General features: G+C 41.0%; 18 protein-coding genes and 1 tRNA gene. 6 read left to right on the top strand and 13 right to left on the bottom strand.

The window, feature by feature from the left end; translation table 11 throughout:
- Window positions 1-176 precede the first annotated feature (176 nt).
- Together LVQ96_01305 and LVQ96_01300 are read left to right on the top strand one after the other, a co-directional pair.
- A complete protein-coding gene (locus LVQ96_01305; protein MCW6169792.1) occupies window positions 177-533 on the top strand; it encodes a hypothetical protein in 357 nt (118 codons plus the stop codon).
- 192 nt (window positions 534-725) lie between these two features.
- Window positions 726-863, top strand: coding sequence for a hypothetical protein (locus LVQ96_01300; GenBank protein MCW6169791.1), 138 nt, complete (start codon window positions 726-728; stop codon window positions 861-863).
- Between the two features lie 59 nt (window positions 864-922).
- On the opposite strand, the gene LVQ96_01295 is transcribed toward LVQ96_01300, so the two are convergent.
- Window positions 923-1,062, bottom strand: a tRNA-Trp gene (locus LVQ96_01295).
- Between the two features lie 230 nt (window positions 1,063-1,292).
- Entirely contained in the window at window positions 1,293-1,865 is a 573-nt protein-coding gene (locus LVQ96_01290; protein MCW6169790.1) for a GNAT family N-acetyltransferase, read from the bottom strand.
- A 95-nt stretch (window positions 1,866-1,960) separates the two neighbouring features.
- On the opposite strand from LVQ96_01290, the gene LVQ96_01285 reads away from it, so the two are divergent.
- On the top strand, window positions 1,961-2,302 hold the full coding sequence (locus LVQ96_01285) for a nitrite reductase (GenBank protein ID MCW6169789.1): 342 nt from the start codon (window positions 1,961-1,963) through the stop codon (window positions 2,300-2,302).
- Here the strand turns inward: LVQ96_01285 and LVQ96_01280 are convergent.
- A complete protein-coding gene (locus LVQ96_01280) occupies window positions 2,299-3,714 on the bottom strand; it encodes a DNA-directed DNA polymerase II small subunit (protein MCW6169788.1) in 1,416 nt (471 codons plus the stop codon). The two genes, LVQ96_01285 and LVQ96_01280, sit on opposite strands and share 4 nt — an antisense overlap.
- Before the next feature lie 180 nt (window positions 3,715-3,894).
- On the opposite strand from LVQ96_01280, the gene LVQ96_01275 reads away from it, so the two are divergent.
- Window positions 3,895-4,530: a uracil-DNA glycosylase gene (locus LVQ96_01275; GenBank protein MCW6169787.1), complete on the top strand. Its 636-nt coding sequence runs from the start codon at window positions 3,895-3,897 to the stop codon at window positions 4,528-4,530.
- Here LVQ96_01275 and LVQ96_01270 read toward each other — a convergent pair.
- Both LVQ96_01270 and guaB read right to left on the bottom strand, forming a co-directional pair.
- Window positions 4,505-5,377 carry a hypothetical protein gene (locus LVQ96_01270; GenBank protein ID MCW6169786.1) on the bottom strand — a complete coding sequence of 291 codons (873 nt, stop codon included), beginning with the start codon at window positions 5,375-5,377 and terminating at the stop codon, window positions 4,505-4,507. The two genes, LVQ96_01275 and LVQ96_01270, sit on opposite strands and share 26 nt — an antisense overlap.
- A gap of 67 nt (window positions 5,378-5,444) precedes the next feature.
- Window positions 5,445-6,902: an IMP dehydrogenase gene (gene guaB / locus LVQ96_01265; GenBank protein ID MCW6169785.1), complete on the bottom strand. Its 1,458-nt coding sequence runs from the start codon at window positions 6,900-6,902 to the stop codon at window positions 5,445-5,447.
- Between the two features lie 158 nt (window positions 6,903-7,060).
- On the opposite strand from guaB, the gene truD reads away from it, so the two are divergent.
- On the top strand, window positions 7,061-8,311 hold the full coding sequence (gene truD, locus LVQ96_01260; protein MCW6169784.1) for a tRNA pseudouridine(13) synthase TruD: 1,251 nt from the start codon (window positions 7,061-7,063) through the stop codon (window positions 8,309-8,311).
- A gap of 58 nt (window positions 8,312-8,369) precedes the next feature.
- On the opposite strand, the gene LVQ96_01255 is transcribed toward truD, so the two are convergent.
- Window positions 8,370-8,924, bottom strand: coding sequence for a TATA-box-binding protein (locus LVQ96_01255; GenBank protein ID MCW6169783.1), 555 nt, complete (start codon window positions 8,922-8,924; stop codon window positions 8,370-8,372).
- Window positions 8,925-9,064: 140 nt separating this feature from the next.
- Entirely contained in the window at window positions 9,065-11,011 is a 1,947-nt protein-coding gene (gene acs / locus LVQ96_01250; protein ID MCW6169782.1) for an acetate--CoA ligase, read from the bottom strand.
- A gap of 123 nt (window positions 11,012-11,134) precedes the next feature.
- Between acs and LVQ96_01245 the strand changes: the two genes are divergently transcribed.
- A complete protein-coding gene (locus LVQ96_01245; GenBank protein MCW6169781.1) occupies window positions 11,135-11,746 on the top strand; it encodes an acetate uptake transporter in 612 nt (203 codons plus the stop codon).
- 2 nt (window positions 11,747-11,748) lie between these two features.
- Here the strand turns inward: LVQ96_01245 and LVQ96_01240 are convergent, their stop codons facing one another.
- The 6 genes from LVQ96_01240 to LVQ96_01215 form a co-directional block, all read right to left on the bottom strand.
- Window positions 11,749-12,048: a metal-sulfur cluster assembly factor gene (locus LVQ96_01240; protein ID MCW6169780.1), complete on the bottom strand. Its 300-nt coding sequence runs from the start codon at window positions 12,046-12,048 to the stop codon at window positions 11,749-11,751.
- A 75-nt stretch (window positions 12,049-12,123) separates the two neighbouring features.
- On the bottom strand, window positions 12,124-13,110 hold the full coding sequence (locus tag LVQ96_01235; protein MCW6169779.1) for a pantetheine-phosphate adenylyltransferase: 987 nt from the start codon (window positions 13,108-13,110) through the stop codon (window positions 12,124-12,126).
- Entirely contained in the window at window positions 13,107-14,336 is a 1,230-nt protein-coding gene (locus LVQ96_01230) for a PLP-dependent aminotransferase family protein (GenBank protein ID MCW6169778.1), read from the bottom strand. The genes LVQ96_01235 and LVQ96_01230 overlap by 4 nt, the downstream gene beginning before the upstream one ends.
- Window positions 14,337-14,503: 167 nt before the next feature.
- Window positions 14,504-15,142 (bottom strand): helix-turn-helix domain-containing protein, encoded by a 639-nt coding sequence (locus tag LVQ96_01225; GenBank protein ID MCW6169777.1) that lies wholly within the window; start codon window positions 15,140-15,142, stop codon window positions 14,504-14,506.
- 105 nt (window positions 15,143-15,247) lie between these two features.
- Window positions 15,248-16,159, bottom strand: coding sequence for a radical SAM protein (locus tag LVQ96_01220; protein ID MCW6169776.1), 912 nt, complete (start codon window positions 16,157-16,159; stop codon window positions 15,248-15,250).
- Between the two features lie 181 nt (window positions 16,160-16,340).
- The gene (locus tag LVQ96_01215; GenBank protein ID MCW6169775.1) at window positions 16,341-16,799 is read right to left on the bottom strand and encodes a hypothetical protein; all 459 of its coding nucleotides are present in this window, start codon (window positions 16,797-16,799) and stop codon (window positions 16,341-16,343) included.
- Window position 16,800: the final 1 nt, after the last annotated feature.

Here is a 16,800-nt window from a genome sequence, read left to right as displayed (position 1 = left end):
AATTTTGTTGACATTAAATATTAATACAATAATGATTTAGCACTTTTATTATATTCTTATTGACCGTTGTGAATTGTTCTAGAGTTGCTTACGCTTAACGATGATGAATTGCCGGATAATAGGTAAATCCTTAAAAGATTGCAAACTTAGATAAATAACACCCCATTGTCTTATTCATGATTCAAGACCTATACAATAAATGGAACAACGGCACGCTACAAGGCAATGATCTGACTGGAGATTTCGCAGATTTGCCGGATTTCTTAGAGGAGCTTTACAGCGATTTGAAGATAAAGCTGGAGAAGGACATTGATCCATTCTCCGCCTATTTAAAAACATTGAAAATAAACAATTTTGCAAGTTTAATTCTTAGCAGAAGACCAGATCTCATTTTGCTTTTTTCGGACTGGATAAAGAGATTACAGAGTGACCTGGAGGAGATATCCAAGAAGATCGGGGCGGTTTATTTCGACATAAGTGTGGGTATCCCATTTGGCATCAGCGTGTCATTAACATTTCAACCAAAGACCTAAACTAACATTATTTCACTGTTTTGCACATTTGTCTGACTGGACGCTCCCTCAAAGGTATTTTGATAGACGGCAATGAACGTCCTGCTTGAAGTAAAGTACATCTAAGTTGTTTACATTTGTATATTCGTATACATAAGAAAGTATGTCTAACAGTATACAAATGTATTAATATGCATAAAAAGAGAAGAATTCATGAATTACCTTATTTCAAACAAATTCAAGATTTTCAACATCCATGATGCTTCGAAGATATTCGGAAAACCTGAAAAATATGTGTCCATGAGACTTATAACTATGCCGAATATAAAGAGAGCAATTCTCTTGATCTAAAGCAAACGCCGCTGATCCGCGCGAAAACTTTATGTTTATACTAAAAAAAGAATGCCTAATGGGAGCACTGGGATTCGAACCCAGATCTACGGGTCTCTTCCGGTTCATAGATCCAGTCACTCATCATTAATCAGGTGACCCATAGTTAATCATAACCTGACTGGAGCCCGGTAGGATAGCCTGATTACCCCATGCTCCCCTATTCTTTGTTCGCTCTTCTTGATCGCTTCAATCTTCTAATTCTTTTCTTTCGCCATTTCCAGCGCATCTTTCCGCGTTTCTTCCAGTCTCTTGAACTTCTCTTCAATATTACACCTCAATAGGACAAATGAACTCAAACAAACATTTGAATTGCATTTAAGTCTTTCAGTATCAGGACTTGTTATAAATAATTAATTTAGTTCCGTTGAGCAAACCAGATACATGATACTATTTTTCTTCTGCCTCGACTTTCTTCATTACTTCCCATTCTTTTTTCAACAGGTCAAAGTGAATCTCATTGACGTAGCCATAATCTCTCAGTAACCGTACTTCTCTAAATATACCCGATTGTTTGAATCCATTCTTCTGAAGAACTTTAATTGAAGCCACATTCGGTTCAAACACGGACGAAATAAGTTTTCTCATTCCCATGTCGTTAAATGCATAATCATCGATCAAAGAAACGGCCTCAGTCATGTAGCCCTTACCCCAGAATTGCTTTCTTGACATATAACCAACATATGCGTTGCCGTTTTTCCAGTCAATCTTATGAAGGCCTATAAGACCAATAAATTCATCATTCTGCACCGATCGTATTTCAAAAACTCTGTCAGATTCTGAATGATCCACAAGATTTTCGTACCACTTAAATTCTCCATCCAGATAGTTAATTCCATCTGGGTCCCTAAGGAACCTTCTGACCTCTCTGTCATTGATCGTTTCGTATATTATGGGAATGTCGTTTTTGTCTATAATGCAAAGGAATACCTTCTTGCCTCTAGCTATAACTGGTGATACCAATTTGAATCGATTACGTATAACAGCCTACAATTAAAGTCTTTATTCCATCCTTTTCGGCGACCAAACTTTAATTATGTAATCATAATGTTCATATCATGGACGAACAGGTTGAAAAGTACATTAAAAACTTCCTGAGAACTATGCCATCCGAAGACCTCTATTTTGAAGCTATAAGAGATGTCGTGAAAGATCTGATAAAGGAATACATTAAGAAAAAGATCAATGATAACGAGGAAATAAAGAATGAAATTGTTTCCGTACTGGAGCTTTATTTAGAGAGTAAGTTGAAAGAATATGATTCTATGGCGAGAATGACTAAGGTGACTGCAGAATTGGGTTTACTTAGCACCCCAACATCTATCAAGGACGAAGCGATCAATGAACTAATAAAAACTTTCAAGAAAGAAATCGAAGAAATTATTAAGAAAACTTTTTAGTTTCCTGAATCAAAATTTTTTATTATAGTAGTTTTTGAATTAAGATCAAAAAGTGTCATTATCGATGGGTTCGGAGCAAAATTCATCATTCTCTGGTAATCAGTTTGAGACTGCCAGGTGGAAGAATTAACGTACCTGACACCCCTGTAGTTTCCAACATAATGAGAATGTATATGCCCGGTTATGAAAACATCTGGAACCTGCTCGATTACGTGATAATCATTAGCGGAAGGAATAAGTGGAGTGTTGCCTCCGTATTTTATAGCCAGATGCCTTCTTTTTAACATCTCCTCAATAGCCTTCCCGATAGTGGTGAAATTTGCCCCTGGAATTAGTTCAACCATATCATTTAACGACATACCATGATATACGAGAACATTCTTTTCTTCAAGCCTTAAATTGCAGGGATTAGGCAGAAGAACAGCGTTTTTCGGCAATATTTCCTTAAGTTTTCCGGAAAATTTGGGTTGCGGCTCCGCCAATCTGACCACGTCGTGATTCCCTGGGAGAATGAAAACGGTGACATCTTCAGGAATTTCAGACAGGTATTCAGAGAGTTTAGAATACTGTTCAAGAGGATTGAAAATCTCCAGATCATCCTGTTGGCCAGGATAAACGCCTATCCCATCGACAACATCTCCACTCAGTATCAAATATTTCAGTTCATTGGCCTCGTCTTCAGATCTAGAGATCCAGTTCATTGCTCTCTTGAAATCGTCTTTCCTGAATGTTTTAGAGCCAACATGGATATCAGATATTGAGGCCACATACACCGGAGGTTTACCATTATCCTCAATCACGCGGTACGGTATGTCTGGTCTTACGATCTCGTTTGCAAATATAACTGTATCACCGGAACCACTGCTGGTTGTTCCTATCACCCCTATAACCTCGTCCTGGAGTATCAACTCATTATCCAGGCCCTTGTTCTTTAGAAGCATAACTGCGATTGAATCGTCTGTATCCTCTATTATTATTCTCTTATGGCCGTTCTTTGTGGTATCAACGGAGTACACTATGCCAGTTACCTTTACCTCACCGCGGGTTTTTTTGGCACTTCTAATATCAAGAGTACCTCGCATTGAACTTGAAACGCTAATAAGCCTGCTGATTTTCTTGTATCTGCTAACGAACAGTTGCTGGAAATCTTCCACAGAGTTGTTTATCCTTATATCGGGTAGATCAACTTCAAAATCCATCCGGTCAGTTTTTATATCTCCTATCATCAATTTCCTGATGGTTGCCTCGTCGACGTATCCAAGATCCAGGACATCCTGGGAGAGCATCTTTGGAATAAATTTGCCCAAGCCTTCCTTTATTATGGTGTCAAGAGCTGTTGGTGAAACTAGCATGCCGTGACTGTGAAAGAATTCAAGCACATCCTGTCTGTTTGCTGCTACTAATTTCTCCATTCTTGCAATGTAATCGTTTATCGTTTATGGTTTTTTCTCATTAAGGACTTTTTTTCTAGTCTTAACTATCTTGCGTTTCAATGATTCCAAAATATTAGATGCAAAAAATGAAATGTTTCCCAACTATTATTTTGATCCATACAACAAGTCTAAATATAGCCTCGCAGATTTAACCGAAGAATGCAATCGTTAACAGATATCTGCAGCCTAATAACATCATGCAAGAAGTGTGATCTATATTTTTCCAGAAAAAGAGCGGTATGCGGTTATGGCACCGATAAGCCGAAACTTGTCATCATTGGCGAGGCGCCGGGAGCCAAGGAAGACGAAGTCGGTAAACCTTTTGTAGGACGAAGTGGAAATTTACTGAATAAAGCATTGAATTACGCAGGTATTCTGTCAAAAGACATATACATCACAAACTCGGTGAGGTGCAGACCAAAGATTGGAAAGTCTCCAAAGATCACTGAGATAAAATCTTGTTCCGATTATCTGAAGGAAGAGATATCGATACTGAAGCCGTTAATTCTTGTTCCCATGGGTAACTCTGCGATTCGGTCACTTAATATAATTCTTGGAACGAAGTTAGGAAGGATTTCTGAATTGGAAGGATCTCTAATATACCTTGACGGAAGATTAATCGCTCCTCAGTACCATCCTGCTGCAATACTACGGAATCCAAAAAAAATGGAACAGTTCAAAGACAATTTTGTAAAAATAGCTGAAATATTAAAAGATTTAGATAATGGTCTTTCTGATTCTGTTTTGTCAAATTATAAAATAAGGAAGATTAACGCCTCTTCCTCATATTCATGAACAGGAAACCACCTACTGCAACTATCACAACTGCTGCTGCTATGTAATAGTATACATCATTGGAAGACGCAGGCGGTGCGCTTCCCACCGTAAGGCTATTTCCTGATGCCGTTGAATATCCTGGAGTCACTACGGTATATGCCGGGTCCATTGTTGCGTTATAATAGACTGTACCAAACATGGGGTTGGTGAATGTTCCATGATAATCTATCGTTGTGTTTGCGTTGTATGTAAACGTAGTGATGTTTTTAGCGCTGTTATAAGACCTGTCCCAAGTGTTCAGTGGTTTGGCAAAGGCATGGAAATTTAGCATATTGCGGCCAGTTAGCATACCGTGGAATTCAATTTTGTTGAGCAAATACCCGTTGTAAGATACGTTATTCGTCACGTTGAATGCTCTCCACGACATATTCGCGGTTCTTCCATGAATAAAGCCGGTGACGTTCATTGAAAACACCATTGTCGTATTAATGAATATGTGCGTTTCATTTCCACTGGTTATCACTGATTGATTCTCGTAATACTGGAATGATATGTTCTGAAGGTAAGCCGAACTTGCATTCGCGGATACGCTTCTATTGAATGCTGCGTAGACTTGAGAGTTAACGCTCACATTTGAACTGAAAGTAAAACTTTCATTATGGCTTCCCATTGCTTCAGCAAGTAATTTAAATTTACTGCTATTTCCGCTTATTTCTTGTGTGGCCATCATTTTTGCTTGCACAGTTGCTGAGTTATCCTTTGGATTTATAGTAGCTGTAATTGTCGAAGCCCCGGCAGATGAAGCCAGGAGTGCTACCACAACAAGAGACACTAGAACTGTGAATGCTATTGATTTAGTTCTCATAATGTTAAAGAGTAAAATTAGGTATTTAACCTAATTGGTACAAAATAGGTATCTTGGATTCATAAGGTTATACCTGATAAATCTGGTAATTTGGGGGTTCGCTGATGATACGTATATCATGTGGGTGACTTTCTTTGAGACCATTGGAAGTTATTTTTACGAATCTTGAGTTCATCCTGAGACTTTCAATATCCGGGGCACCGACGTAACCCATTCCAGATTTCAAGCCACCTATGAGTTGGAAAAGAACCTCTTCGACCTTCCCCCGGTATGGAACTGCACCTTCAACACCTTCTGAAACGAATTTGTTTGCACCAAGTTTTCCGTATCTGTCAGAAATCCCTGCCTGGATTGCACCTATTGATCCCATTCCCCTGTATGTCTTATATTTGCGCCCGCTCAATATTATCTCTGTTCCAGGACTTTCTTCAGTTCCTGCAAGCAGCGATCCGAGCATTACACTATTCGCACCTGCGGCAATGGCCTTCACTATGTCACCTGAAAAGCGAACTCCGCCATCTGCTATTACTGGAATTCCGTGAGATTGTGCTATCTCTGCAACATCAGATACAGCAGTAACCTGAGGAACACCAATACCGGCAACTATTCTGGTGGTGCAAATCGAACCCGGACCGATCCCGACTCTCAGACCGTCGACACCGATGGAAATCAGGTCTTCTGCAGCTTCGCTAGTAGCAATATTACCTGCAACAATGTCAACAGTTATCTCTTTACGCATTTTTTTCAGAGAACGAAGAACGTTCTCATTATGCGCGTGTGCTGTGTCAACAACGATAACGTCTACCCCCTCCTTCTCAAGCATTATTGCTCTATCGATGTCAAAGGGGCCGACAGCTGCACCAACAAGAAGCCTCCCCTCTTTGTCCCTGCTTGCATCAGGAAATTTCTGCCTCTTTGTTATATCCTTTGCTGTTATAAGCCCAACAACCCGTCCCTGTTCGTCGAGAAGTGGTAGCTTTTCTATCTTGTTCTTGTAAAGGATCTCAAGTGCTTCGTCTATTTTTATTTCCTCTTTTGCGGAAATTACTTTCTTTACCATTATGTCTTCGACTATCTTTTTGTCTCTAGAGGCAAACTCGAGATCTCTCTTTGTAACGATACCAACGAGCTTTTCACCCAACACAACTGGAAGACCCCCAATTTTCTTGGATTCCATGATTGATTTTGCTTCCGATATTGGTGTTTCTGGTGCTATTGTCATAACGTTTCTTATTATGATCGATTCCTCCCGTTTTACTGCTCTAACAAAACCTGCCTGCTGGTTCGCAGTTACATTTCTGTGGAGTATACCGATCGCGCCGCTACGTGCCATCGCTACTGCCATATTCTCTTCTGTAACAGTATCCATAGGTGAACTAGCGATTGGAATTTTAAGGTTGATGTTTTTAGAAAACTTTGAAAAAACTTTCACTTCTTTTGGTTCTACACTTGTTCTTGACGGCACCAACAAAACATCATCATACGTCAAGCCTTCCCGAATCTTACTAAATTTATCTTTGAACATGCTGGGATAAAGCAAACTAAATAATGAATGTTTTTATTTGCGTCAAGACTGAATTCTTTACAGGTGTCCGTGTAGGATCCAAAATTCTGTGACGCGAACCTCTGGGGAGATCGGTCAGTGTTTAGTACTTCCTCATTATTTCAAGTAGGACACAAACAATGACTAAAGATAACGAACCAAAAGAGAGAGCCGTTGGGATCTCTGGTTTCTCTTCCTCACCAAACGAGAAGGTAGGCGGTTCAATAAAACTCGATCCGGAAGATTTCATTGTTGAAGAGGTACCTGATAACATGAATGAAGATCCTAACGGGAAATACACTGCACTCAAGATCCAGTTGAAAAACTGGGATACAAACAGGTTCATTTCTTTTCTTGCAAGACGTCTGCAAATAAGCAAGAAAAGGATAACATACGCAGGAACCAAGGACAAAAGGGCGATAACTACACAGTATTTCACAGTAAACGGGACTATCGATCAATCCAGCGTTGAGCTCAGGGACTGCAACGTGCTGGAGATTTTTAAATGCAACAGAATGCTTAAGCTGGGTGATCTTAGAGGAAACACCTTCACTATAAACATTCATTACGACGAGAACGATCGGGAAAAAATTCTCAGGATATACGATGAAGTGTTACAAAACGGAGGTTTCCCTAATTTTTTCGGCTTGCAGAGATTTGGAGAAATTAGGACAAACACACACAAAATAGGAAGGCTGATACTGGAAGGGGACATTGAGAGGGCAGTTAGAACTTACATTTACGATAGAGAGATCGACACCGAGGATTATCGCGTTCAATTCGGAGAAACAAACGATCCATGCCTTGCCTTGAACTCATTTCCTAAACATCTCTCCTTTGAACGCTCACTTTTAGGTTATCTTTGCGCACATGGAGAGATAAGGGACGCTTTTTCTGTCCTCCCTCGAAATCTTGCAATTATGTTCGTCCACGCATACCAGAGCTACATTTTCAATAATGTACTTTCTGAAAGGTTGTTAAAGTTTGGCAGACTAGATAAAGTTGTTTCTGGAGATATTATGTATAAGATAGATGAGCTGTTTAATTCTGCAAAGGATTCAGAAATCAAGGAGAACGGTTACAACATGGATAAGCTTCAACAATTGTCTATTACGGACAAGATTAGGCCTACGATAATCGTTCCGGGCTATGAATCTGTCATACCAAAAGGGGATGAGGGTGAGATAGAAGCACGTGTTCTGGAGAATGAAAGAATTGAACTGGAACAGTTCAAGATCCTGAACCATCCTGAACTTTCTTCCAAGGGAGAAAGAAGGATAATAAGCGCAAAACCTGTTAATTTTATAATAAACAATGATGGAAGCTTTAAATTCACCCTCGGAAGAGGTATTTACGCTACGTCGTTTCTTAGAGAATTTATAAAATTTTAGGAATTTTCAATTACGATTTTTAATTTCCGAATGTAAAGTGTCTTTAGATGCATTCGGTCTAGATCAAACCGACTTTTTGCAGCTCTTTCTTCACTTTTGTTACAGCCTGCTCGATCTCACTCTCTTCCTTCGCACCGGTGCATACTACCTTTCCGGAACCGAACAAGAGAAGAACAACACGAGGTTCTTCGACCCTGTAAACCAAGCCCGGGAATTGCTCAGGCTCATACTCGACATTCTCCAAACCCAATGACATGGCTATGTCTGTTAGATTGAGTTCGGATTCAAGATCATAAACCGCGACTATATTCTGAACAACAATCTCAGGTTTATCAGTAACCTTGATCCCTGCCTTTTTTAACTTGCTAATAATGATATCTATTGTTTTCTTAACATTTGCTAGGTTTTTCGCACCCGTACAATTTACCTTTCCACTCCTGAATATCAGGACTGCTGTCTTAGGTTCGTGCAGTCTGTAAATCAATCCTGGAAACTGCTCCGGCTCATATTCAGAACCATCCAGCGCCAGGGCGATTCTACTCAAATCAAGATGTTCAGCCAGAGAGGTTGAAGCAACTATATTTTCGACGGTAATTTTTTCACGTTCACTCATATATAAACACTTGAGGGAGATATTTAAATAGTATTTAAACCTGATTCAGATTCCACTGCTCTCTGCGTATACCAAAATCAAAGCTATAGCTGCTCATTTTACGACTCTGGGCTTTATGCCTAATTTGCAGTAAAGTTGTTCTAGAGAGATGTTTCTCTCTTTACAAGTTCTATAGCCGATTTGATCTCGTCCACAGAAACCGAATTTTCCAAGGTGCTAATGTCTCCAGGAACCTGATTGAGAAATACTGCTTTAACGACTCTTCGCATGATCTTGCCACTCCTTGTCTTGGGAAGGGCACCTACAACATGAATTTCGTCTGGCGTGTAAATAGGTCCAAGTGTTTCCCTTACATGGTTCCTCAGTTTGGAAACAATGTCGCCATCACCTCCCTCTCCTTCCTTCAGGACCACGAAAGCAATGATCGCGTCACCTTTCACTTCATGGGGACGGCCAAAAACAGCGGATTCTGCAACTTCGTTGGAAGATATCAATGCGTCCTCAATCTCAATGGTGCCTAGTCGGTGACCGGAGACCTTCAGTACCTCGTCGGCACGACCAAGCAACCAGAAGTAACCGTCGTGATCGTTGACGGAATAATCCCCTGTATAATACATGCCATATTTTTTGAAGTACACCTCTTTATACCTCTCATCGTCGTTGTTCAATGTCATGAACATACCGGGCCACGGTTTCCTGAAAACCAGGAATCCTTTTTGACCGGTTTTTACCTCTTTGCCATTCTCGTCAAGAATGGTTGGATCAATTCCCGGGACGGGAAATGTTGCCGATCCTGGTTTTAGCGGAGAAAGACCGAGTCCATTTGAGGGAGATATCACAAAGCCACCGGTTTCTGTCTGCCAGTACGTGTCGATGATCGGGGTTTTTGAATCTCCTATATTCTCAAAATACCATTTCCATGCTGCTGGATTTATCGGCTCACCTACGGTTCCAAGGACCTTCAACGTGCTGAGATCGTGCATCTTCGGGTATTTTGTGCCATATCTCATCAGAGTCCTGATCGCTGTAGGCGAAGTGTACAGCATGTTCACCCTGTACTTCTCGATTATTTCCCACAGCCTATCGGGCGCAGGATACGTTATTGCACCCTCATAGATTATCGATGTCAGGCCAAGAAAGAGAGGAGCGAAAACAATATAGCTGTGTCCTGTAACCCAACCTATATCGGCAGCGCACCACCATCTGTCATCGTCACCAGGATTAAATGCCCATTTCAGCGTATTCGCAACCCATACAGAATAGCCACCTGTAGAGTGAACTACACCCTTTGGCTTTCCGGTTGTGCCTGAGGTATAGAGGATATACAGTGGGTCGTTTGCATCCATTTCTTCTGGCTTCACGTAATTGGCCCCATGACCCATAACGTCATCCCACCATACATCTCTCCCCTCTTGCATCGGGACATCTTTACCGGTCCTTTTAACCACGACGACTGTCTTGACCGTTGATGACATCGTAAGGGCCTCATCAACGATCTCTTTCAATTTTACAATTTTCCCTGCACGGAACGAGCCGTCTGCAGTAACGACGAGTGTTGCCCGAGAATCATTGATTCTTTCTGCAAGCGCAGAGGCACCAAATCCAGCGAAAACGAATGAAAACGTTGCACCTATACGTGCAGCAGCAAGCATGGCAACAGGTGCTTCCAGGATCATAGGCATGTAAAGAATAATTCGATCTCCTTTCTTTATCCCCATGTCGAGAAGGGCCTTTGCAAAATTATTGACACGATAATATAAACCGTCATATGAAACAATCTTCTCGTCACCGTTCTCAGCAACCCAGATATAAGCCACTTTATTTCGCTTTCCACCAAGTACATGCCTGTCAACCGCATTATAAGAAGCGTTTAGTTTTCCGTTGACGAACCACCTGAAGAATGGTGGATTAGAATCGTCCAGTACCTTATCCCATTTCTTGAACCAGTCTATTATGCCTGCTTCACGATTCCAGAAAGTTTCAGGTTGCTCCAAGGATTCCTTATATACCTTTTTGTATGATTCTATCGCTGTATGGTACCTTTCATCCACCGGCAAAGTTATAATTTCATCTTCTGCTTCTGTCATGATTAACTGTAATTGATAAAGATATATATTATTTGTTGATCGAATTCTTTGAGAAATATGGTATTGCAAACTTTTAAATAAAGATCTCAGTTAACTTTTTATGCAAATCGGAGGTAAATAAATATGACGGATTTTCCGGAACACGGCTTGTTCGATAAGGCGCTCATGGCTGATCCAGCCCCACTTGGTCTGGCTGGTTTCGCTTTTACGACCTTTTTATTGAGCTTTGTCAACGCGGGATTTCTCGGAGGAACAAGCGTAAGTGTGGTAGTTCCGCTTGCGATCGCCTATGGTGGACTTGCCCAGCTCATAGCAGGGTCTTGGGAAATGCGACGCGGCAACACGTTTGGCTTTACCGCGTTCACCAGCTATGGTGCTTTTTGGGAATTCTATGCACTGTTGAATATATTGCCTGCTGCTCACCTGGTTGTTGCGCCACCTGCTTTCGCTATTGGATGGGCACTGATCCTTTGGGGAATATTTACGCTATACATGTGGGGAGGGGCGATGATGGCAAATGTGTCCCTAAATCTTACATTCCTGACACTGTGGCTAACTTTCGTGCTTCTGGGTCTTGGAGCAATTTACACAAATATTACATTAACACATGTCGGCGGATACATGGGAATCTTTGCCGCGTTCTTCGCCTCTTATACAAGCTTCGCTATAATCATAAATTCAATAAGACCGAATACCGTACCGACAGGACCGGGGATACATCGCAGGAAAAAATAAATTTATCCCATATTTAGAGCTTCCTTAGCTTCATCAGTCATCATTGATGGATTCCAAGGAGGTTCCCATACGAGTTCCACATCGGCGGCTTCAACACCTTCCATGTTCTCCACAATCGTTTGAGCCTGTGAAAGGATCCACGGCGTAACCGGACAGGTTGGAGCCGTCATTGTCATTTTTATATAAACTCTGTCTCCGTTAATCTGAATATCGTAAACCAAGCCTAAGTTGACTATGTCCATCCCAATCTCTGGATCTGAGACCTGCTTAAGCTGCTCTAATATCTCTTCCTTGGTTACCATGCTCTCTCCAATTCAAATATGTATAACTATTACTTAACCATTAAGTAGCTTTTGGGGAGAGCTTGACTCAATGGATCAGAGAACTTTCAAGTCCATGTCATAAAAAGAAGGACCGATACGCGGAATAAAAGCGTTCCTTATGGACTCTATGATTAACTGCTCCCTGACAACTTTTGTTCTGGAGATTTCCCCAACAATTCCTTCTTTGTTTCCTATGTTGTTTTCACCATAAAGAACCTTAAAAGCATCTGATTCGTTTTTGCCATTCTTTATTAAATATACTATATTTTCAGGCACCTCGAAGCCGCTGCTGTACCCTACAGTCGCCCTAGAGTATCTGTCAACAACAATGCAACAATGGAAATCCAGCGATTTTCCTGTCACCGGATCCCTGTAGACACCAGATTCAATACCTAATCCATAGTCTCTGTCTCCAAGCGCCTTTTGTGCCCTCTTTAGCGCCATTCTCTGTGTATCGTTCGCGAGTGGTTGATCCGTATCGAGATCATATTTGTCGATCTTCTCTACGATGAAATTTTTCATTATGCTTTTGAAGAATAAACTGGCACTGTTAACCTTAAGATCGTTTTGTGTTGCGATACCGATTCTTACAGGCAATATCCTATGCCCATTTGATCTGACTTCATGGTTCAGTATCCTTGTTGAACTCAGGGGGAAAAGGTCCTCTGCTAGGACAATTGGAACAGATACTATAGTTAGGGGTTTTAGACCTGCCTCTGTTCTCTTCTTGTTTATGTCTAATGCGACTTTTTTAGTCTCCTCCGAGACGATGATAAAATCATAGTCGTTGCTGGAAAGCGTGCTGCCGTATTTGGTGTCAAGGGGGTAAATAGAGTATGACCTTTTAAATTTAGACAGATATTTCTCCAGTCTTGCTTTCCTGTAGCCGTAGGTTGGAGCACGATAATATTTGTGGGACTTTAAATACTTATCCGATGTAAGTCCAACTATCACTTCATCAGCTACGTTGAAAGCCGCATCGATCATGGCTTTGTGGCCAAGATGCAGCCTCGAGAATGTACCCCCCAGAACAGCCCTCATTTTCCCGCAGAAGATACTTGTTCGTTATAAGAAAGCTTTTTCTTCAGCAGTTCGGATAATTTACGGATACCGGAGCTGATAGCAGCTTCATCTGAGAAGGTATAATTCAACCTCATACTGTTCCACTGCTTCTTTGCAGGAGAGAAAGCATTTCCGCTCACATATATGACACCACTTTGCAAGGCTTCCTTTAACATCTCAGTCGTGTTAATTGATGGATCAACAGTAGCCCAAAGAAACATACCACCATCTGGCTTGGACCAAGAGGAACCTTCCGGAAAATATTCATTTAGCGCATCCAGCATGGTGTCTTTCAATTTGCGGTATAACACTATAGATTTTGGTATCTGCTTCTTGTGGATGTCCCTTTTCAAGTACTGCCAGGCAACAAACTGAGAGAAAGTGCTGGACGAGAGATCAAGTGCCTGCTTAAGCAGATTGATCTTTGAGATTAACTCGGTTGGGGCCACAGTATATCCAATTCTCAGGCCGGGACACATGATCTTAGAAAACGTTCCAAGATAAATAACCCGCCCTTCTTGATCTAAACTTTTCAGAGTGGGCATTCTCCGTCCGGAGAATCGAAGTTCACCGTAGGGGTTGTCCTCTATTACCGGGATATCATATCGTGAGGCTATTTCTAAAATGTGTTTTCTTCTATCCTCGTTCATAGTAATTCCGGTTGGGTTTTGAAATGTCGGGATTACGTATATGAACTTTGGAGGATGACCTTCTGCAACAAGCTTCTTCACCACGTCTTCCGTCAGATCAGTTCTCATCCCCTCTTCATCCATATCTATGGAATGAAAATCGACAAGATTCGCGTCAAATGCTGAGATAGCACCAACATATGTCGGTTCTTCAGTTATGATAGGCTCTCCGGGATTGACAAGTATTTTCCCAAGCTCGTAGAGGCCCTGCTGGGAACCTGAAGTAACGATTATTTCCTGCTCGTCAACGTTTATGTTTTCTGTCTCTTTTATAAGCCTCTTAATCTCAGATTTCAAGGCGTCGAGACCACCAGTATTGCCATACTGAAGTGCAATGTCGCCGCTCTCCTCAAGAACGTCGTCCATGATCTTCTCCATGTCCCCTATGGGAAAGGTCAACGGATTTGGCATACCGCCGCTAAAGGATATAATGTCCTTAGAGGCTGCATACTTGGAAAGTTGCCTGATTTCAGACGGCCTGATATTTCTCAAAAGGTTAGAATATCGAAACCCCATACATATCAATACAATATTCCTTGGTAGCTAATAAATTTAGCAACTAATTATTGAAATTTTTTCAAAAATTTTAACAAGATTAAACCATCTGCTCTCTCTAGTTTATCAACAACGAAACAGCATTTTTGGGATGGTGAAGGATATGCGCCCCCATAACACACCGTATTTCATTTCTTTCCATCCAGAAGGAGATTTTCTAGATAGTATTTGATTACCTTTTTTGTACCGCGCCTTAGGACATCGGAGAGGGAGGCAGCGGACACGCCCATGGATTCAGCAATTTCGGTGAGAGTCATTTTCCTATCGGAATCAAAATATCCGTGTGAATATGCTGCTTCCAGAACTTCCTTTTCCCTTTCTGTCAATACGTCAGAGCTCTCCAGCGAAATATCCTCAATCTTCGGCATGAGCCCGCTCAGCTCAAGCGTCTTTTCTATAGTTTTAAGCCTGTATGAGTTTTGAATGAGCAATCGAAAGGCAACAACATCTTCTTTTATATTTCGTGTTCCCAACACGACCGCATCCGATGATGAAAAATACCTGCACGCGGAACAACTCGGAACTTCAGCCCATATCGTGTTCTTTCCGACCCTTATAATGCTCAGACTTATTTTTTTCAATCTAATATAGGTGTCTTCAAAATTATCGTTTGAACAAATAATTCTGTGGATCGTAGTATTCTTTCCAATCTTAAGGCGTTCTACTGAACAGCCACTACTCATCTCCGACATAAGATTCGTGACCAGACAGTCTGATCTCTTTACCGAAACTGTTACTTCGAGGGCTCCTTTGCTTTTTTCAGACAATTCTGTTCAATCCTATGATTATACAAAATAATAAACCAGTTAAAAAAGTTACGTTAAATCTATGAACCTTGCAGGAATTTTCCTCCAGTTAATCTACACTTGATTCTATTCGAGATCATTAAGGATCGATTTGGATTCGTTTACCAGCGCTCTAGATATGAGATTCTTGAATTTATCCCTTCGTACATCCCCAATCATGTTTCCACTGAATACTGAATCATAAACTTTCCCATTGCTGGAAACATACATTTCAAGCCATTCATTAGGCACGCTCTCCTTACCTGCAAACCTTTTCAGATTTTCCGGATAAATAATTCTTGAAGTTTTTTTAATCAGAAAGTCGAAAAGCGCAGTGGATTTTAGCTCCAACTCTTCGTCTGCTTGGTGCGCGAGATAATCATGCTCCGTGAGGCCAAGGAGTTGAGTATTGATACCGGATTGCAATAAAGATCTCGACCAGCGGAGCACTGCTTTCTTTTCCACGTCATTAATAGATTCCAAGGAACTTGCGCGTCCTTTATTTACTAAGAATATCAATGCCCAGTCAGTTATTCCGAGATCATGAAGAAAGACCGCTATGTCAGGCAGATTCGTTATGTTCTGTTTCATGACTGTTGTAGAAACAACAGTTCGAAGTCTATGTTTTTTCGCCTCTCTCAGCAGATAAACAGTGAGATCAAGCAGGCCCAAACTTCTACGGATTGCATCGTGAATCTTTGGATTGATTCCGTCCAAGCTCATTATTATCCCGGAAGCGTTATTTTCCAACAAAAAGTTCATGAATTCGCCGGAAACCAACGGAGATGCAGAAGGCATGACATAGTAACGAATATTTTCGCTAACAGAGAAGCTGATCATTTGCCTGAGATCTTTTCGCAACATGGGATCTCCACCCGTAAAAATTATCACCGGGGAAATATCTTTTGCCACTGAAAGTTCATGTATGATGGTTTTTATCTCATCAAGAGACAGTTCATCTGGAGAAGGGAAATGTTTTGAGTCTATTATGCAATGCATACAGTTGTACTCACAGGCTGAGGTAATTTGCAGAGAAACGTAAACGGTTGGATTATGCAATGGACATCGCTTCAAATAGTTAACGATTTGAGAAATTTACATACAGAGCCTAATATGTTAGGTTTATTTGGTTTCGAGGATGCTCGACGAATGAAATATATACGCTAAAAATAAAGTTACATTATAGTGTAGAAAGCGTAATATTGAGATTCCCTGCATAATCCGTAGGAGGAGTCATAACCTCTAATTTTATGATGACTGTTTGGGCTGGATGGATTGGCGTATTTATGCCGCTAATAACCTCAATAAGATGAAAGCCACTTGTGGTGATCAAAGCACCAGCTATCTCATGAGTACTATGACCATAATTTGTGACAGAAAATGAGAATGTTTCCCCAGTTCCTGAGTTAAGAGTGTGAAAATCTTGTTGCACGTATCGTACATTTGGACCAAAGAAATGGTCGGATCCGGTGTATTGAGTGTGAATACTAAGCCACATTACATTGACAGTATTTTGTGTTTCCATATGGGTCCCCACAAAGAAACCGGTAACGGAAATAATGACTATAATGGAAATGATAGTGATACGCTTCCTGCTGAACAAGAAGTTTTTGCTATATCCTGTCTTCACGGGTTCCATT

Source organism: Thermoplasmatales archaeon, assembly GCA_026127925.1.
In the GTDB taxonomy this organism is placed as follows: Archaea; Thermoplasmatota; Thermoplasmata; order Thermoplasmatales; family Thermoplasmataceae; genus JAKAYB01.
Note: the sequence above shows the minus strand (reverse complement) of the source record. Positions and strands in the feature narration are given on the sequence as shown.